The following is a 16,179-nucleotide window of genomic DNA, read 5'->3' as shown; positions in this document are numbered from 1 at the left end:
CCGCAACCCCAGGGAGAACCATGGAGAGCCAGACCAAGCCGGCCATCGAACTGATCGAGCAGAACGGCGAGGTGACCCTCAGCATCGGCGGCGAGCAGGCCATGCAGGCCTGGGAGCGCGAGCTGATGTGGGCCAGCGCCGACATGCTCTGCGAGTACGGCCGGGACTTCTACGAGGTGGGGCTGGGCCTCGGCCTGTCCGCGCTGCGCATCGCCGGGAACCCGGCGACCCGCAGCCACACCGTGCTGGAACTCTTCGACGAGGTCGAGGACCTGTTCCGGGCCCGGCACCCCGAGCTGCCCGGCAACCTCGCCATCGAGCGCGGCAACTTCTTCGAGCGGGTCTTCGAGCTGCCGTCCGAGAGCATCGACGGGATGTTCTTCGACCCGGCCCTCGACATGGACGTCTGGACGGACGCCGAGCTGTGGGCCAGGACCATGCCGGAGGTCGTCCGGGTGCTGCGCCCCGGCGGTGTCTTCATCCCGTTCTTCAGCACCAAGCCGGAGCTGCGCTGGCAGTACCTGCCGCACTTCCGCACGATCCGGGTCGAGCGGCACCCGTTCGTCGCGTACGACACCACGGAGTACACCCACGGCGGCACCACCGGTGACGCCTTCATCCAGTGCTTCCGCAAGGACTGACCCGTCCACCGCCCGCCGCCCACGACCGCTCCGCCGGTCGGCCCCCACCCGACACCGCGCACCGGCGCCGCTCCGGAGGTATCCCCATGACCGTCACGCCGCCCGACGACTCCCGCCCCGCCCCGGGCATCCGTTCGATCTTCCTCGCCGGCCCCTTCATCCAGCTCCTGGACCCGGAGACCGGCGAGATGCCGGCCGACGCCCGGGCCCCGTTCGACGTCCTGATCAAGCACTTCGAGGCGCAGGGCCTCTCCGTCCACAACGCCCACCGCCGGGAGGCGTGGGGCGCGGAGCTGATGCGGCCCGAGCAGTGCACCCGGCTCGACCAGGACGAGATCCGCAAGGCCGACGTCTTCGTCGCCCTGCCGGGCCACCCGGCCTCCCCGGGCACCCACATCGAGATCGGCTGGGCCAGCGCCTTCGACAAGCCGATCGTCCTGCTGCTGGAACGCGGCCGGGAGTACACCTTCCTGGTGCAGGGCCTGCACACGGTGGCCTCGGTGGAGTACGTGGTGCACACGGACATCGCCGCCAGCCTGCCGGCGGTGGACCGGGCGGTGGAGCGGGCGGTGCTGCGGCAGCGGGAGGGCCTGGGCCGCCGGTGAACGACGACCGTCACGGGCCGGGTGCCGGACCGGGAACCCGGTCCGGGCCCTGCCGCCTGCCTTCCGCCCGCCGCCCGCCGCCCGCCGTCCGCCGGCCTCCGGCCTCCGGGGACCGTGGACCGTGGACGGGGCGACCGGGGGAGGGGAGCGCGGATGAGTAGGTCCGTGCGGCTCCTGCCGGCCCTCCTCGGCTGTCTCGCGCTGACCGCCACCGCCACCGGATTCGTGCCGCCCGGACGGGGCTCCGGCCCCGGCCCCGGCCGCCCCGTGCCCGCGGACGGCGGGCCCCGGTCCGCGGGCGGGGCGTTCGTCCTGCCCGGCACCGGGCGGTACGAACCGGACCGGACCCCGGCGGCGGCCTCGTACACGGTCGCGCTGACCGGCGACGCCTCGGGCGGCGAGTGGTCCGGGCACGAGGCGGTGAGCTTCACCAACGTCTCGGCGGAGCCGCTCCACGAGGTCCACCTCAGGCTCTGGGGCAACGCCCACGGGGGCTGCTCGAAGCCGGCCGTCACCGTGACGGACCTGGTCGGAGCCGCGGAGGACGCCCCCGCGTCCGGTCCCGCGCCCGCGTCCGCCCCCGCGTCCGGTCCCGTGGCGGGACTCTCGGCCGACTGCACCGTCCTGCGGGTCGTCCTCCCGGCCCCGCTCGGACCGGGCGGGCACCACACGATCGGCTTCGACCTCACCATCCGGGCGCCCGAACTCACCGACAGCGCGGACCGGTTCGGACGGCACGGCGCGTACAGCTACTTCGGCAACGCGCTGCCCGTGCTCGCGGTGCGGGACGCCGACGGCTGGCACCTCGGCCCGTACACCGACACCGGGGAGTCCTTCTACACCCTGGCCGCCGACTTCTCCGTCGTGCTGGACCACCCGGCCGGCCTGGGCGTCCCCGCCACCGGCGGCTCGACCGACGCCCCGGGCGCCGACGGCCGGACCGTCACCACGGCGACCGCCCGGCAGGTGCGCGACTTCGCGTGGGCCGCCGGGCCGTTCGGCACCGTCTCCGGCCGCTCCGGGGGCGGCACCGCGATCACCGTCCACACGACGGCCGGTATCAGGGCGGCGGACGCGCGGGCGATGCTCGCCGTGGCGGAGCGCGCGGTGGACGCGCACTCCCGTGCGTTCGGCGCCTACCCGTACGCCGAACTGGACGCCGTCCTGGACGGCGACCTCTGGTTCAGCGGCATGGAGTACCCGGGGTTCGTCCTGGACCGGGTGAACCGGACCGCGCTCACCCACGAGGTCGCCCACCAGTGGTGGTACGGCATCGTCGGCGACGACCAGTACGGCCGGCCCTGGCTGGACGAGTCGTTCTCCGAGTACGCCACCGACCTCGCCCTCGGCCGGGACGGTGCGGGCTGCTGGAGCGGTGTCGCGTGGTCCTCGCCGCAGGAGCGGATCACCAACGGCATGGCGTACTGGGACGAGCACCGGGACCGGTACGGGACGGTCGTCTACGACTACGGGGCGTGCGCGCTGCACGACCTGCGCAGGCTGCTGGGCGCTGACGTGATGGAGGGCCTGCTCCGCGGCTACGCGCGCGAGCACTGGTACGGCGTGAGCAGCACCCCCGCCTTCAAGGCCGCGGCCCAGGCGGCCGCGGCCGAGGACCTGGCGCCGTTCTGGGCCGCCCACCGCATCGACGGCTGACCGGAGGACGGCTGACCGGCGACCGGCAGACCCGGCCCCGGCCGACCGGCCCCGGCCGGGCGGCGCCGCGGGGTCTCCCGGTCCTACGGGGCCTTGAAGAGGAGCGGGAACCCCGGCGCGAGCCAGGGCCGGCGCCCCCAGGCGAAGACCTTCCCCCGGGCCAGCGCCGAGAGCGGCCCGCGCCGCCCGAGGGCGAGCAGCAGGAAGGTCACCGGTTCGGTCAGGATCCGGCAGTCGGGGCGGACCCGCCGGTCCGGGGGAGACGACGGCGGCACCGTCCCGGAAGTCGACCGTGAAACGGGGGCCGCCGCGCATCCCCAGGTCGTAGCGGGCGGTGTGGCCCGCGGCGGTGCGGCCGTCGACCACCCGGGGCATGGCGGTCATGAGGAACGGCACGGACAGTTCGACGCGGTGACGGTCGACCATGTGGGGCTGCCGCAGGGCGGCGGCGAGGTCGTACCCGTGGCCGAGCATGTGGGTGAGCAGGTAGGAGCCCAGGGTGGCGAGGTCCATCGGGCCGAGCGGGGTGAGCACCGGGGTCGTCGGGGGCCTGCGGGTGAACGCCTCGGCGAACGCCCGGGCGTGCCGGGTGATCTCCCCGCCGAGGACCGCCGCTCCGCGTTCGGGGTAGGCGGCCAGTGCCGACGCGTTGGCCGCGGCCAGGCCGGACGGCGTGCCGTCGCCGTAGGTCCGCCGTTCGCCCGCCGCCAGGTCGGCCATCAGCTCGTTGGCCTGGGCGAGGTGGGCCGCGGCCTCGCCCACCGTCCACTCCGCGCCGGGGATCCGGGCCCCGGTGTCGGCGCCGCCGTGGAGCAGCGCCGCGGTCTCCTCGGCCACGCCGAGCACGGCGTCCAGGAGTGCGGTGTGTGCGGAGTCCCGGGGGATCGGGGGAGGGGTCATGGTGGTGAATCGTGAACCAGTGCCGCCCGGGTGTCCAGGGCCGGAGGAGGAATCGTTACCTGCGGGTAGGGACGGCGGCGCCCGTCCGGGGCCGCACCCCTACCCGCACCCCTGCCCGCACCCCGGTTCTGCAGCCCCCGTCCGGCGGTGCGCCTATCATTTCGGTGCCGACGGGGAGTCACCCGGGCACTTGCCGTAATCGTTAGCACGTACTTCCAGGAAAGGGGCCCACGCGTGGGTAGCACTGTCGAGACGCTGGAATTCCAGGCCGAGACACGCCAGTTGCTCCGGTTGGTGATCCACTCGATCTACTCCAACAAGGACATCTTCCTGCGGGAGCTGATCTCGAACGCCTCGGACGCACTGGACAAGCTGCGGCTGGAATCGCTGATCGACTCGGGCCTGGACGCCGACACGTCCGACCTCCACATCGCCCTGGAAGTCGACCGGGACGCCCGCACGCTGACCGTCCGTGACAACGGCATCGGCATGAGCCGCGAGGACCTCGTCGAGCTGATCGGCACGATCGCCAAGTCCGGCACCGCGGGCCTGTTGGAGAAGATCAAGGAGACCAAGGACGCCGCCGCGGCGCAGAACCTGATCGGGCAGTTCGGCGTCGGCTTCTACTCGGCGTTCATGGTCGCCGACCGGGTCACCCTGCGCACCCGGCGGGCCGGCACCGACACGGGCACCCGGTGGGAGTCCGACGGCGAGGGCACGTACGAGATCAGCGAGGCCGAGGGACTGCCCGTGGGCACCTCGGTCACCCTGCACCTCAAGCCGGTCGACAGCGAGGACGGCCTGGCCGACTACCTGGCCGCGGCGAACATCCGCCGGATCGTCAAGCAGTACTCGGACTTCATCCGCTGGCCGATCCGGATGGCCGCCGAGCGCGCCGCCGAGCCCGCCGGGGAGACCGCCGACGAGGACGCCGCCGCGACGCCCGCGGTCGACACGCTCAACTCGATGAAGGCGCTGTGGGCCAGGCCGCGCAGCGAGGTGACCGAGGCCGAGTACCACGAGTTCTACCAGCAGATCAGCCACGACTGGCTCCCGCCGGCCGAGACCGTCCACATGCGCGCCGAGGGCACCTTCGAGTACGAGGCGCTGCTGTTCATCCCGTCGCAGGCGCCGTTCGACCTGTTCTCGCGGGACGCCAAGCGCGGCGTGCAGCTGTACGTCAAGCGCGTGTTCATCATGGACGACTGCGAAGCGCTGATGCCGGACTACCTGCGCTTCGTGAAGGGGGTGGTGGACGCCCACGACCTGTCGCTGAACATCTCCCGCGAGATCCTGCAGCAGGACCGCCAGATCCGCGGCGTGCGCCGGCGACTGGTCAAGAAGGTCCTCGGCGCGTTCAAGGGCGTCCAGACCGGCGACGCCGAGCGCTACGCGAAGCTGTGGACCCAGTACGGCCGGGTGCTGAAGGAGGGCCTGATCGAGGACACCGACAACACGGAGGCCCTGCTGGAGCTCGTGTCGGCGGCCTCCACCCACGACGCCGAGAAGTCCACCTCCCTGCGCGAGTACGTCGGGCGCATGAAGGACGGCCAGGACGCGATCTACTACCTGACCGGCGAGGACCGCGCCACGGTGGAGAACTCGCCCCACATGGAGGCCTTCGCCGCCAAGGGGTTCGAGGTCCTGATCCTGACGGACCCGGTCGACGAGGTGTGGGTCGACCGGGTGCCCGCCTTCGACGGGCACCGCCTGCAGTCCATCGCCAAGGGGCAGGTCGACCTCGACGACCCGGAGGACGCCGACGAGGACGCCGGGGCCGAGAAGGCCAGGCGCGAGGAGGAGTTCGCGGCCCTGCTGCCGTGGCTGGCGACGGCCCTGTCCGGGCAGGTGAAGCAGGTCCGCCTGTCGTCGCGGCTGACGACGTCGGCGGCCTGCATCGTCGGGGACGCCCACGACATGACCCCGACCCTGGAGAAGATGTACCGGGCGATGGGGCAGTCCGTGCCCCCGGTCCAGCGGATCCTGGAGCTCAACCCCGCGCACCCGCTGGTCACCGCGCTGCGCTCGGCGCACGAGGCGAACGCCGACGCGCCCGGGCTGGCCGAGGTCGCCGAGCTGGTGTACGGCGGCGCGCTGCTCGCGGAGGGCGGGGACCTCCCCGACCCGGCCCGCTTCACCAGGCTGCTCACGGAGCGCCTGACCCGCACCCTCTGACGGGGCGGGGGTGCGGCTGCCGCACCCCCGACCGCCCCGCCCACCCTGCCCTGCCCTGTCCCGCCCCGCGGGGCGATCCGACGGCCGGCTCCTCCGGGAGCCGGCCGTTCGCCGTTCCGGGCTCCCAGCTGAGGTAGCTCACCCCTGCCAGGCCATCCATTTCAGTTTATATATTGGCGCGCGGCCTTCCCGGGCGGGCCGCGCGGATCCGGCCCGGAGCCGGTGGTACCGCTTACCGGACGCCGCTCGCGACCTGCGCAATCCCTTGTGTCGGCCCGGTGTCGCCCGGCGTCGGCCGTCTCGGTCCCTTGACGCGATCGCCTCACCGTCAGCAGTCTTGGTGCTGCCCGAGCTGATGTGACTGGACATCAGATGTCGATTCATCTCAGCTCATGGCTTCCTGATAACCGACCAAGGAAAGAGGTGTCCGTCATGAAGAAGATCGTCGTTCGCAAGGCCGGCCCGGTCCGCCTGACCAGCACGGCGCGCGCGCTGTACCTGCCGTGGGACTGCATGGTCCAGGTCTGATCCCACCCCTCCCCGGGAACGGGGACGCGGTGCCGGCCCGACGCGGCACGGTCGGCCGGCACCGCTCCCCCCGCCCCCAGCCCCCTACCCAGGAGGATCCGTGCACGCCTCCGTGGACAGCGACTCCGGCGCCCCCGGCTCCGACCTGGACCGCCCGCTGCCGCTCCGCCGGCTCGTCTACCTGCCGGAGGCCGACGAGGTCACCATCGGCAGCCCGGAGACCGACACCTACGCCGTCTTCCCGGCCGACGGCGCCGAACTGGTCCGGATGCTGGCCGACGGCGCCACGCCGCGCGAGGCCGCCGAACGCTACGAGGCGGTGCACGGCGAGAGCGTCGACATCGCCGACCTGGTCGAGGTCCTCGCGGACCTGGACCTCCTCCGCCCGGACTCCGCCCCGGTGGACGAGGCCGCGCCGGTCCGCTGGCAGCGGCTGGGCCGACTGGTCTTCAGCCGGCCGGCCCTGATCGGCTACGCCCTCGTGACCGCCCTCGCGGTGGTCGAGATGGTCCGGACCCCCCGCCTCGTCCCGAGCATCGACCACATCTTCTTCAGCCCGTCCTACACCCTCGTCGTGCTGATGCTGTTCTTCGGCCAGGCGCCGCTGCTCGCCCTGCACGAGGCCTTCCACGCGCTGGCCGGCCGCCGGCTCGGCCTGCGGTCGAGGCTCTCGGTGGGCCGCCGCCTCGTCTACCTCGTCCTGGAGACCTCGCTCGACGGACTGGTCAGCGTGCCGCGACGGCAGCGCTACCTGCCGATCATGGCGGGCATGCTGGCGGACGTCCTGGCGATCGCGGTCCTCACCCTGGTCGCCGACGCGACGGGCGGCGGCACCGCGTCGTTCTGCCTCGCGATGGCCTACGCCACCGTGCTGCGCCTCGCCTGGCAGGGCTTCTTCTACCTGCGGACCGACCTCTACGTCCTGCTCAGCACCGTCCTCGGCACCGTGAACCTGCACGCCGCCGCGGCCGACGTGCTGCGCAACGCCCTCCGGCGGGCGACCGGCCGCCCGCCGCTGGACCTGGACGCCCACCACCCGGTCGACCGGAGGGCCGCCCGCTGGTACGCCTGGCTGATGCTCGTGGGCTACGCGTTCACCCTCACGGTGTTCGCCGGCGTCGTCGTGCCGACGGCCTACCGACTGCTGCACGACATGTGGCTCCGGCTGAGCGGCCAGGCCTCGGTGGCGGGCCGCCTCGACTCGCTCGCCCTGATGGTGCTCAGCCTCGCGCAGACCGGCGCCGTCCTCGTCCTCGCCGCCCGCGAGCGCCGCGCCGCCCGAGCCGCCCGCACCACCGCGCGGCCGGCCTGACCCTCCCCCTCCCCGCGGCACCCGCCCCGTGCCACCACGCCACCGCCACCGGAACCACGCCACCACGCCACCACGCCACCACGTCATCGCACCGAAGCACGAAAGGCAGCTGCGTCATGGCCGAGCACCGTCACCACTGGGTCCGCGCCGCCGGGCGCCCCGACCGCGTCGACGCCCGCGAGCGGCTCGACCTGCCGCCCGTCCTCGCCCTGGTCAGCGCGGACCGCCGTCTGCGCGGGCCCTACACGGCGGTGGGATCGATCCTGCGCGCGATCGTCCCGGACGCGCTCGCGCGCTGTCCCGAGGCCGTCACCGGGCACGACATCGAGATCCTCTCCACCACCCCGGAACTCCACGGCCTGGTGCCCGCCACCCGCGAGACGCTGACCTCGCTGGCCGTCCCCAAGGAGCGCACCAGGTTCTACTCCGCGCTGCGCACCCTGCGGATCGCCCACGGCCTGGTCGAGTTCCTGGAGGCGTACCTGCGCGCGTCCGGGACGGGACCGCGCGCGCTGGTCGTCGAGGACGCCCACCGGGCCGACCCCACCGACGGCGAGTTCCTCGCCGTCCTGCTGCGGCGGATCGATCCCGAGCTGCTCACGGTGGTGGTCACCACCGGCACCGAACCGCTGGAGCACCCCGACGGCCCCGGGCGCGAGGTGCTGCCGACCGCACTCGCCGCCCACTGCGCAGTGCTCGACGCACCGGGCACCGGCGCGGACACGGGGACGAACCCGGACACCCCCCTGGCGTCGATCGGCGCCGCCGCGCTCGGCCGCGCCTACATCGCCGCCGACGGGGTCGGCGACGACCCCGACGAGGTCGCCGCCTACCTGGCCATGCCGCACTCCGAGCGCGCCCGGCTGCACGACCTGCGGCGGGCCGAGCTGGAGACGGTCGGCGAGTCCTCGCTGCGCCTCGGCGCCATCGCCTGGCACGCGGAACACGGCGGCGACCCGTCCGGCGCCGGCGTCGCCACGCTCCGCCACGCCCTCGACCACTGCATGGACCTCGGCTTCTACCACGCCGTCGTGGACATCGGCGCCCGCGGCCGGCAGCTGGTCACCCACGACGGCGACCCGACCAACTGGTGGGCCTTCACCACCAAGATGACCACCTCCTTCGCCGCCCTCGGCCTCGCCGAGCGCGCACTGCCGCTGTACGACGAGGCCCGCGCGCTCAGCACCTCGCCCGACGTCCACATGCAGGCCGCGTACGCCACGGCCATGCTCCACACCCGCCACTTCGACGCCGGCCGGCGCGACCACCAGCTCGCCCGCGGCTGGGTCAACCAGGCCATCGCCTTCGCCAGTTGGCACCCGGACCCGAAGGAGCGGGAGGCGCGCGTCGTGTTCAACCGCAACGGCCTCGCGCTGATCGAGGTCCACCAGGGCCGCCTCGGCGCGGCGCTGGAGCTGCTCGACGGCTGCATCGCACGGCTCGACGAGACCCTGGAGCCGCACGAGCACACGCTGCACCGGTCCGTGCTGCGCTACAACCGCGCGCAGGTGCTCGCGGGCCTGCGCCGCCACGCCGAAGCCGTCGCCGACTACACCGCCGTGATCGAGTGCGACCCCAACTACTCCGAGTACCACTTCGACCGGGGCATGCTCTGGCGCGACCTCGGCCGGCCGGAGGAGGCGCTGGCCGACTACGACCGCGCCATCCGGCTCTCGCCGCCCTTCCCCGAGGCGTACTTCAACCGGGCCGACGTCCTGGCCGAACTCGGCGACACCGAGGCCGCGGTGGCCGACTTCGGGTACGTGCTCCAGCTCGACCCGGAGTTCGCCGACGCCCGCCTCAACCGGGCCGCCCTGCTGCTCGAATCGGGCGCGCGGCAGCTCGCCTGGGCCGACGTCCGGGCCGGTCTCGCGAGCACCCCGGACAACCCCCGGCTGCTCTGCCTGAAGGGTCAGCTGCTGGTCGCGGACGGTGACAACGCGGCGGCCGCCGGGGCCTACGCGGAGGCGCTCGCCGCGGACCCGGACTGCGCCCAGGCCTGGGCGCTGATCGGTGAACTCCGCTACCAGGAAGGAGACCTGGACGGGGCCGGAAGCAACCTGGCGCGCGCCGTCGAGCTCTCCCCGGAGCCCGGCATCCGGTTCAACCTGGCGGTGGTCCACCACGACGCCGGGCGCCTCGCGGAGGCCGTCCGGCTGCTCGACGAGGTGGTCGACTCCACCGAGGACGTGGACGCCCGGCTGCAGCGGGCCCGCTGTCTGATCGGACTCGACCGGGCGGACACCGCCAGGGCCGACCTGCTCGCCTGCCTGGAGGCGGACCCGGACTCCGCCGAGCAGGTGTACGAGCTGATGCCGGAGCTGTCCCGGGCCTGAGCCCGGGTCCGCCCCGAGTCCGCCCTGGCTGCGGCCCGGGCCCGGGCCTCCCGGCCCGCCGTCGCCCCCGTGCGGCGGGCCGGGAGGCCCGACCGGCACCCCGGGGCTGCGCGCGGGCCCGGACTGCGCCCGCCCCCGTGGCGGCGCGGGCCCGGCCCGGTGGGTCAGTGCGGCACGGCGGCTCTGGCCAGTTCCTCCCGCACCCGCCGCCGGACATGGGCCACGGCCGGCGAACCGGTGTAGGCGGCGGCCACCTTGACCAGCCAGGACGCCTCCTCGCGGAGCTCGGCCACCAGCGGGTGCGGCACGAACCCCTCGCCGGGGCCGGCCGGGAAGTGGTGCCGTGCCCGGGCCGCCTCCAGACCGGCGGCGATCGCGGCGGCCTCCAGCACGACGGCGAACTCCTCGGCACCGGTCGGTCCGGCCACCTCCCGCACCCAGAGGGGTACGTGGGGGTGCAGGTGGGAGCGGAGGGACAGCTGGCCGTCCCGGATCTCGATGATCCGCCGGTACAGCGCGAACCGGATGTCCTGCCGGTGCGTCCCCGCACGTCCGGAGTGCTCGTCCCGGGTGACGAGTTCGATCTCCGGGAGCGCCGCCCGCACGGCCGACCAGAGCGGGTCCAGCCTGCGGTGGTCGCGCCGGGCGCGGACCCGTCCGCCCCAGTCGTTCCAGAGTGCCGCCGCACCGGCCAGGCAGGCCGCCGGAGCCGGGAGCCCGGTCACCCGCGCCACGCCGCGCCCCGCGGCCGCGGCTGGCCGACCGCGTGCCACAACTGCGCCATCCCGTCGCCGAGCCGGCCGAACGCCGACGGCCGTGGACGCCGCAGCACCCGGTGCAGCGTCAGCGAGGCGACGAGCTCGGCCTCCTGCTCCTGCCGGTCCGTGTACACCGACCGGCCGAGCACCCTCCGGACCAGCTCCTCCGAGAGCGCGGGGGCCAGCGTGCGCGAGACCGCCGTGCTCAGCCCCGCGCCGCCCGTGTGGCCGCAGAGCAGGTGTCCGACCTCGTGCAGCACGATGTGCTGCTGGTGCAGCGCGGTGGTGTCGACCGCGTAGCCGATGTAGTCGGCCCGGTCGGTGCTGATCAGTACCCCGCACGGTGAGGGCGCCGGGCCGGAGAGGGGGATCAGCTCGATGGGTCTGCCACGCAGCCGGGCGAGCGATTCGCTCAGCTCCGCGATTCCGAACGGTTCAGGAAGCGGTATCGACTCGGCGATCCCCCGACATCGACGCCAGAGTTCGTGATCGACCCCACCCGAATGCCCCACGCCCGTACCCCCTGGTGTCCGACCGCCCTTGGTCGGGAGGCGATCCTACGGACGGGTGAGCGCCGGGAGAACCGCTTCGACGTCGATTTCCGCTACCTGCCACCGGCCTCGCGGCGGGCGATCGCCTCGATCATGTCGCTGATCGTGCCGAGCCCTTCGGGGGAGAGGGCCACCGCGCGCAGCGCCACGTCCCGTACGCCCGCGTCGCGCAGTGCGCCCAGCAGGGCCAGTTCCTCGGCGATCCGGGCGCTCTGCCGGTCGTCGAAGAAGTACATCGGCGGTACCTGGAAGAACTGTGCCAGCGCTTCGAGGTGCCGCTTCGTCGGGTTGTCCCGGCGGCCGGTCCTGAGCTGCCAGAGGTAGGTGGCCGAGAAGCTCTCGCCGGTCGCCTCCCGGCAGGCCCGGGCCACCTCCTCGTGGCTGTACTGTTCACGGTCCGGGCGGCGGACGACGTCGAACAGCCGGTCCAGCTTCGCCGCGAGCGTGGACGCAACGGAGCCTGCGTCGGGCACGGCACACCTCTTCCCTTACCCCGTGCGCACGTTCGGTGCGTGCGCGGACCGACCACTCGCGATGGTCCCTCATTCTAGGTGCCCCGTCGAGACGTTGAAGGCGCACGATTCGGTGCGTGCAGGTGCGTGCAGGTGCGTGCAGGTGCGTGCAGGTGCGCGAGTGCGCCGGTGCGCCGGTGAGCGACACCTGGGGCGCGTCCGGCCGGACGCCGCCGCGCCGCCCCGGCGGTGCGAGCGCCGCGGCCCCGCACACCGGTCGTGTGCGGGGCCGCGGCTCGGAACGGCGCGCGGGCGTCACCGTTCGTAGAGCGCCCACCTGCTGCTGTCGACCGGCGTCGTGCCGGGAAGCGCGATCAGCTCGGGCTTGAACAGCGGCGGCGCCCCCATCGCGGGTTCCCAGGTCGCCAGCCTCTCGTCCTGCGGGACCTCGATCCGCCGGCCCGCGGCGAGGTCGGCGACCACCTTCAGGAGGAGCCGCACGCCGAGCGGCGCCAGGTGGTCGCGCCACAGGCTCTGCGCGGTCGAGCCCGGGGGCACGATCAGGTGCTCCTGGGCGGCGAGCGGGCCGCCGTCGGTGCGCTCGGTGAGGTGGTAGACGGACCCGCCCGCCACCCTGTCGCCGTCGCGGACGGTCCACCGGACGGCGTCCCGGCCGCGGTGCAGCGGCAGCAGGCTGGGGTGGTACCCGATGGTGGCGACGGCGGCCCTGGCGCGGGTGTGCCGGCCGAGGAAGGCGTGCGAGTGTGCGGCGACGATGAGGTCGACCCCGTCCGGGATGTGTACGGCGCGCAGTTCGGCCGAGTCCGTCCACGGTGCGTCCCGGTGGTAGGCCCAGGAGCGCAGGCGGTCCCAGGACATCGCGTCGCCCTCGTCGGACTTCCCCTTGCGCAGGCGGGGCGCGGCCGCGCCGACGATCTTGTGTCCCCTGTCCAGCAGGGCTTCCGCGACCTGCACCGCGAAGGCCCCTTGTCCCGACATGTAGATGTTCATCCGCGCTCCTGCGGTCGTTGGCCGGTGTGTGTCAGCGTCAGGTCGCCGGCGTTCCCGCCGCCGTGGCGGCGTGCTGCTCGACGTAGTCGAGGGCGCCGTCGCGGTCGGCGGAGGAGTGGACGGTCCGCCAGCCGTCCGGCAGGTCCAGGTGGGGCCGCCACAGCGCATGCTGCCCGGCGTCGTTCGCCACGACCAGCCAGTCGCCCTCGCCGCCGTCGAAGGGGTTGCCGCTCATCGGTCGACCTCTTTCAGTCCGGAGTGATCGGGTGCGAACCGCACCGGCATCGTGGAGAACCCGGTCAGGAAGTTGGACCGGATGCGCAGCGCCTCCTCGGTCTGCTCGAACCCGGTGGTGAAGTCCCGCAGGGCCTTGAGCAGTTCGGCGATCTCCACCTTGGCCAGGTACGAGCCGACGCAGAAGTGCGGGCCGTAGCCGAAGGCCATGTGCTTGTTCGGGGTGCGGCCGAGGTCGAACTCCCCGGGCCGCGCGAAGACCCGTTCGTCCCGGTTGCCGGAGGCGTGCCAGAGCGTGACGATCTCGCCCGGCCGCAGCCGTACGCCGTGCAGTTCGGTCTCCCGGACGACGCTGCGCCCGAAGTGCATCGTGGGGGACGCCCAGCGCAGCACCTCGTCCACGGCGGTCTCGACCTCGACCTCGCCGTGCTTGAGCCGCCGCCACTGTTCCGGCCGGGCGGCGATCGTGTGGACGCAGTCGATCATCGTCAGCCGGCTGGTCTCGTCGCCGCCGATGATCAGGCTGTAGCAGTTGAGCACGACGTCCTCGTCGGAGAGCGGCACGCCGTCGATGGAGCTGCCGATCAGCATGCTGATCACGTCGTCGCCCGGGGACTCGCGCCGCTCCTCGACGACGTCCATGAAGTACATCAGGATCTCGTTGCGGGCCATCTCGGAGTCGACCTCGTCGACGTCCTCGTCCTCGGCCGACAGCGCGGCCTTGGTGAGGCTGAGCAGGTAGTCCCGGTCCTGCTCGGGGACGCCGAGCAGGTTCGAGATCGTGGTCATCGGGATCCGGCCGGCGATCTGCTCCGCGAAGTCGCAGCCGCCGGACTCGACCGCCTCGCGGATCCACAGCCGGGTGTTGGTCCGGACCGTCCGCGCGACCTGGTCGAGGACCCTCGGCGAGAGCACCCGCTGGAGGATCTTGCGCAGCTCGTGGTGCCGGTGCCCGTCGGTGACGGCCAGCATCCGGCCGGCCGCGGCGTCGCCGCCCTCCAGCAGCGTGACGAGCACGTTGCCGCGCTCGGACGTGAAGTTCACGTTGTCCCGGTAGGTGGCGGTGATGTCGTCGTGGCGGGTGAGCACCCAGAACCCCCGGCGGCCGTCGGCCGGCGGGTTCCAGTGCACCGGCGCGGTGTCCCGCAGGGTGCGCCAGAACCCGCCGAGGTCGTGGTCGGCGAAGGTGGCCGGGTCACCCAGGTCCAGGGTGTCCAGCGCCGGTGTGCTCATGCTCACCAGTCCGTGCGCCAGAACCGGCGCGGCTGGAACGGGTAGGTGGGCAGCGGCACGCGGTGGCCGGCCTCCCCGCGGTGCAGGGCGTCGAAGTCCACCTGCGCCCCGGTCACCCAGGCGGCGGCCAGGTCGGCCAGCGCCTGCGCGTCCGTGCCGGAGGGCACGATGCCGTCGTCGGTGCGCGTGAAGGCGCCGGGGTCCGTCCGCGGGGCGGCGGCGGTGGTGACCGGGCCGCGGGCGTCGTCGGACAGTGCCGCGACCAGCTCCGCGCGGCTGCGGACCACGGCCGCCCAGCGGCGCCCCATCACCTTGCGGCCGAGGTTGAGGGTGAAGCAGACGTCGTCCAGCCGGAGCCCGGGGTCGGCCTCCAGCCGCTCCTTGAGCCGGGCGCGCTGACGGGCCAGCGCGGCGTCGTCCATGGCGGAGAGGGTGGCCAGCCGGGGCCGGCCCTCCTCCTCGGGGGCGCGCCGGGCGGCCGCGGGCGCCTCCTCCAGCAGCAGGTGGGCGTTGTAGCCGCCGCCGCCGATCGAGGTGATGCCCGCGCGGCGGATGCCGGCCTCCGGCTCCCAGGACGCCCCCTCGACCTGCGGGACGAAGGGGGTGCCGGGGAAGTCGAGGTCCGGGTTGACCTCGGTCAGGTTGATCGTGGCCGGGAGGGTCCGGTGGTGGATCGCCAGTGCGGCCTTCACCGCGCCGAAGCCGCCCGACACCACGCCGCCGTGGCCGACGTTGCCCTTGACGCCGCCGATCGAGGTGGTCGCGGTCTGCTTCCCGAACGCCATGCCCGCCGCGTGCACTTCGAGCTCGTCGGTCATCGGCAGGCCGAGCCCGTTGGCCTCGTACATGGACACCGTGTCCGGGGTGACGCCGCCCACCTCCATGGCGGCGGCGATGCACGCGCTCAGCCGCTCGGGCTGGGCCAGGCCGTACGCCATCGCGCTGACGCCGTTGTTGTTGACGGCCGAGCCCTTGACCAGGGCGTAGACGTGGTCGCGGTCGGCGACGGCCCGGCCCAGCGGCTTCAGCAGCAGGGTGACGACACCGCTGGACAGCGCGGTGCCGGTGCCGTTGGCGTCGAACGGGCGGCAGTGGCCGTCCCTGGACAGGATGCGGTTCTCCTCCCACAGGTGACCGCGCGGGTGCGGCAGGCGGACCATCGCGCCGCCGGCGATCGCCACGTCGGTCTGGCCGAGCAGCAGCGACTGGCAGGCCAGGTGCACCGCGTAGTGGAAGCCCGCGCAGACGGAGGCGACGGTGACGGCCTCGCCGATCAGCCCCATGTAGTAGAGCGCGTTGGAGGTCATGGTGTCCGGCGACCAGGCCAGGCTGGCCTCGATCGCCTCGGGGCCGACCGACACCCGGTCCGGCGGGGAGCTGTAGAGCGCGGCGGTCTGCGGGTTGTTGGCGCCGTACATGCCGACCTCGGCCTTGAGCCGGGCCGGGTCGTAGCCGCCGTCCTCCAGCGCCTCCCACGCGCTCTCCAGGTACAGCCGGTTCTCGGGGGTGAGCGCGGCCGCCATCCGGTCGCTGATGCCGAACACCGACGGGTCGAACTTGTCGTAGGTGTCCAGCACCCCGCAGGCCCGCACGTAGAACGGGCTGTGGATCAGGGTCTCGTCGACGTGGATGTCGTCCTTGGCCAGGAAGGACACGGACTCCCTGCCGTGGACGAGGTTGTCCCAGAACTGCTCCTTGGTGCGGGCTCCGGGTGCCCGCAGGGACATGCCGATGACGGCCACGTCGCCCGGGTCGTAGTCCTGCTCGGGGTTGTCGGTCATGGGAAG

Annotated in this window: 14 protein-coding genes; 6 read left to right on the top strand and 8 right to left on the bottom strand. The window is 73.5% G+C overall.

The window, feature by feature from the left end; genetic code table 11:
* Positions 1–20: 20 nt before the first annotated feature.
* From OG550_RS03695 to OG550_RS03685, 3 genes are all read left to right on the top strand, one after another.
* The gene (locus OG550_RS03695; protein WP_327674435.1) at positions 21–641 is read left to right on the top strand and encodes a class I SAM-dependent methyltransferase; all 621 of its coding nucleotides are present in this window, start codon (positions 21–23) and stop codon (positions 639–641) included.
* An 86-nt stretch (positions 642–727) separates the two neighbouring features.
* Positions 728–1,246: a nucleoside 2-deoxyribosyltransferase gene (locus OG550_RS03690; RefSeq protein WP_327674433.1), complete on the top strand. Its 519-nt coding sequence runs from the start codon at positions 728–730 to the stop codon at positions 1,244–1,246.
* A gap of 153 nt (positions 1,247–1,399) precedes the next feature.
* Entirely contained in the window at positions 1,400–2,902 is a 1,503-nt protein-coding gene (locus tag OG550_RS03685) for a M1 family metallopeptidase (RefSeq protein WP_327674431.1), read from the top strand.
* 83 nt (positions 2,903–2,985) lie between these two features.
* Here the strand turns inward: OG550_RS03685 and OG550_RS03680 are convergent, their stop codons facing one another.
* A complete protein-coding gene (locus tag OG550_RS03680) occupies positions 2,986–3,114 on the bottom strand; it encodes a hypothetical protein (RefSeq protein WP_327674429.1) in 129 nt (42 codons plus the stop codon).
* A 922-nt stretch (positions 3,115–4,036) separates the two neighbouring features.
* On the opposite strand from OG550_RS03680, the gene htpG reads away from it, so the two are divergent.
* From htpG to OG550_RS03665, 3 genes are all read left to right on the top strand, one after another.
* Entirely contained in the window at positions 4,037–5,977 is a 1,941-nt protein-coding gene (htpG, locus tag OG550_RS03675) for a molecular chaperone HtpG (protein ID WP_327674428.1), read from the top strand.
* Positions 5,978–6,605: 628 nt separating this feature from the next.
* Positions 6,606–7,817 (top strand): hypothetical protein, encoded by a 1,212-nt coding sequence (locus OG550_RS03670; protein ID WP_327674426.1) that lies wholly within the window; start codon positions 6,606–6,608, stop codon positions 7,815–7,817.
* Positions 7,818–7,933: 116 nt separating this feature from the next.
* Complete coding sequence (locus tag OG550_RS03665; RefSeq protein WP_327674424.1) at positions 7,934–10,153, top strand: tetratricopeptide repeat protein; 2,220 nt, start codon at positions 7,934–7,936, stop codon at positions 10,151–10,153.
* Between the two features lie 164 nt (positions 10,154–10,317).
* On the opposite strand, the gene OG550_RS03660 is transcribed toward OG550_RS03665, so the two are convergent.
* The 7 genes from OG550_RS03660 to OG550_RS03630 all read right to left on the bottom strand — a co-directional run bounded on the left by OG550_RS03660 (position 10,318) and on the right by OG550_RS03630 (position 16,173).
* A complete protein-coding gene (locus OG550_RS03660) occupies positions 10,318–10,887 on the bottom strand; it encodes a DUF6545 domain-containing protein (RefSeq protein WP_327674422.1) in 570 nt (189 codons plus the stop codon).
* Positions 10,875–11,423 (bottom strand): ParH-like protein, encoded by a 549-nt coding sequence (locus OG550_RS03655; protein ID WP_327674420.1) that lies wholly within the window; start codon positions 11,421–11,423, stop codon positions 10,875–10,877. The genes OG550_RS03660 and OG550_RS03655 overlap by 13 nt, the downstream gene beginning before the upstream one ends.
* Positions 11,424–11,515: 92 nt before the next feature.
* Complete coding sequence (locus OG550_RS03650; protein ID WP_327674418.1) at positions 11,516–11,935, bottom strand: XRE family transcriptional regulator; 420 nt, start codon at positions 11,933–11,935, stop codon at positions 11,516–11,518.
* A gap of 294 nt (positions 11,936–12,229) precedes the next feature.
* Positions 12,230–12,925 carry a formyltransferase family protein gene (locus OG550_RS03645; protein ID WP_327674416.1) on the bottom strand — a complete coding sequence of 232 codons (696 nt, stop codon included), beginning with the start codon at positions 12,923–12,925 and terminating at the stop codon, positions 12,230–12,232.
* A 37-nt stretch (positions 12,926–12,962) separates the two neighbouring features.
* On the bottom strand, positions 12,963–13,160 hold the full coding sequence (locus OG550_RS03640; protein ID WP_327674414.1) for an MbtH family protein: 198 nt from the start codon (positions 13,158–13,160) through the stop codon (positions 12,963–12,965).
* Positions 13,157–14,398, bottom strand: a complete 1,242-nt coding sequence (locus OG550_RS03635; protein WP_327674411.1) for a cytochrome P450 — start codon at positions 14,396–14,398, stop codon at positions 13,157–13,159. Before OG550_RS03635 ends, OG550_RS03640 begins: the two co-directional genes overlap by 4 nt.
* The gene (locus OG550_RS03630; RefSeq protein ID WP_327674409.1) at positions 14,395–16,173 is read right to left on the bottom strand and encodes a beta-ketoacyl synthase N-terminal-like domain-containing protein; all 1,779 of its coding nucleotides are present in this window, start codon (positions 16,171–16,173) and stop codon (positions 14,395–14,397) included. Before OG550_RS03630 ends, OG550_RS03635 begins: the two co-directional genes overlap by 4 nt.
* Positions 16,174–16,179 lie beyond the last annotated feature (6 nt).

Source organism: Kitasatospora sp. NBC_00458, assembly GCF_036013975.1.
Lineage (GTDB): Bacteria > Actinomycetota > Actinomycetes > Streptomycetales > Streptomycetaceae > Kitasatospora.
The sequence above is the reverse complement of the archived record's forward strand: the minus strand, read 5'-3'. Positions and strand labels throughout refer to the sequence as shown.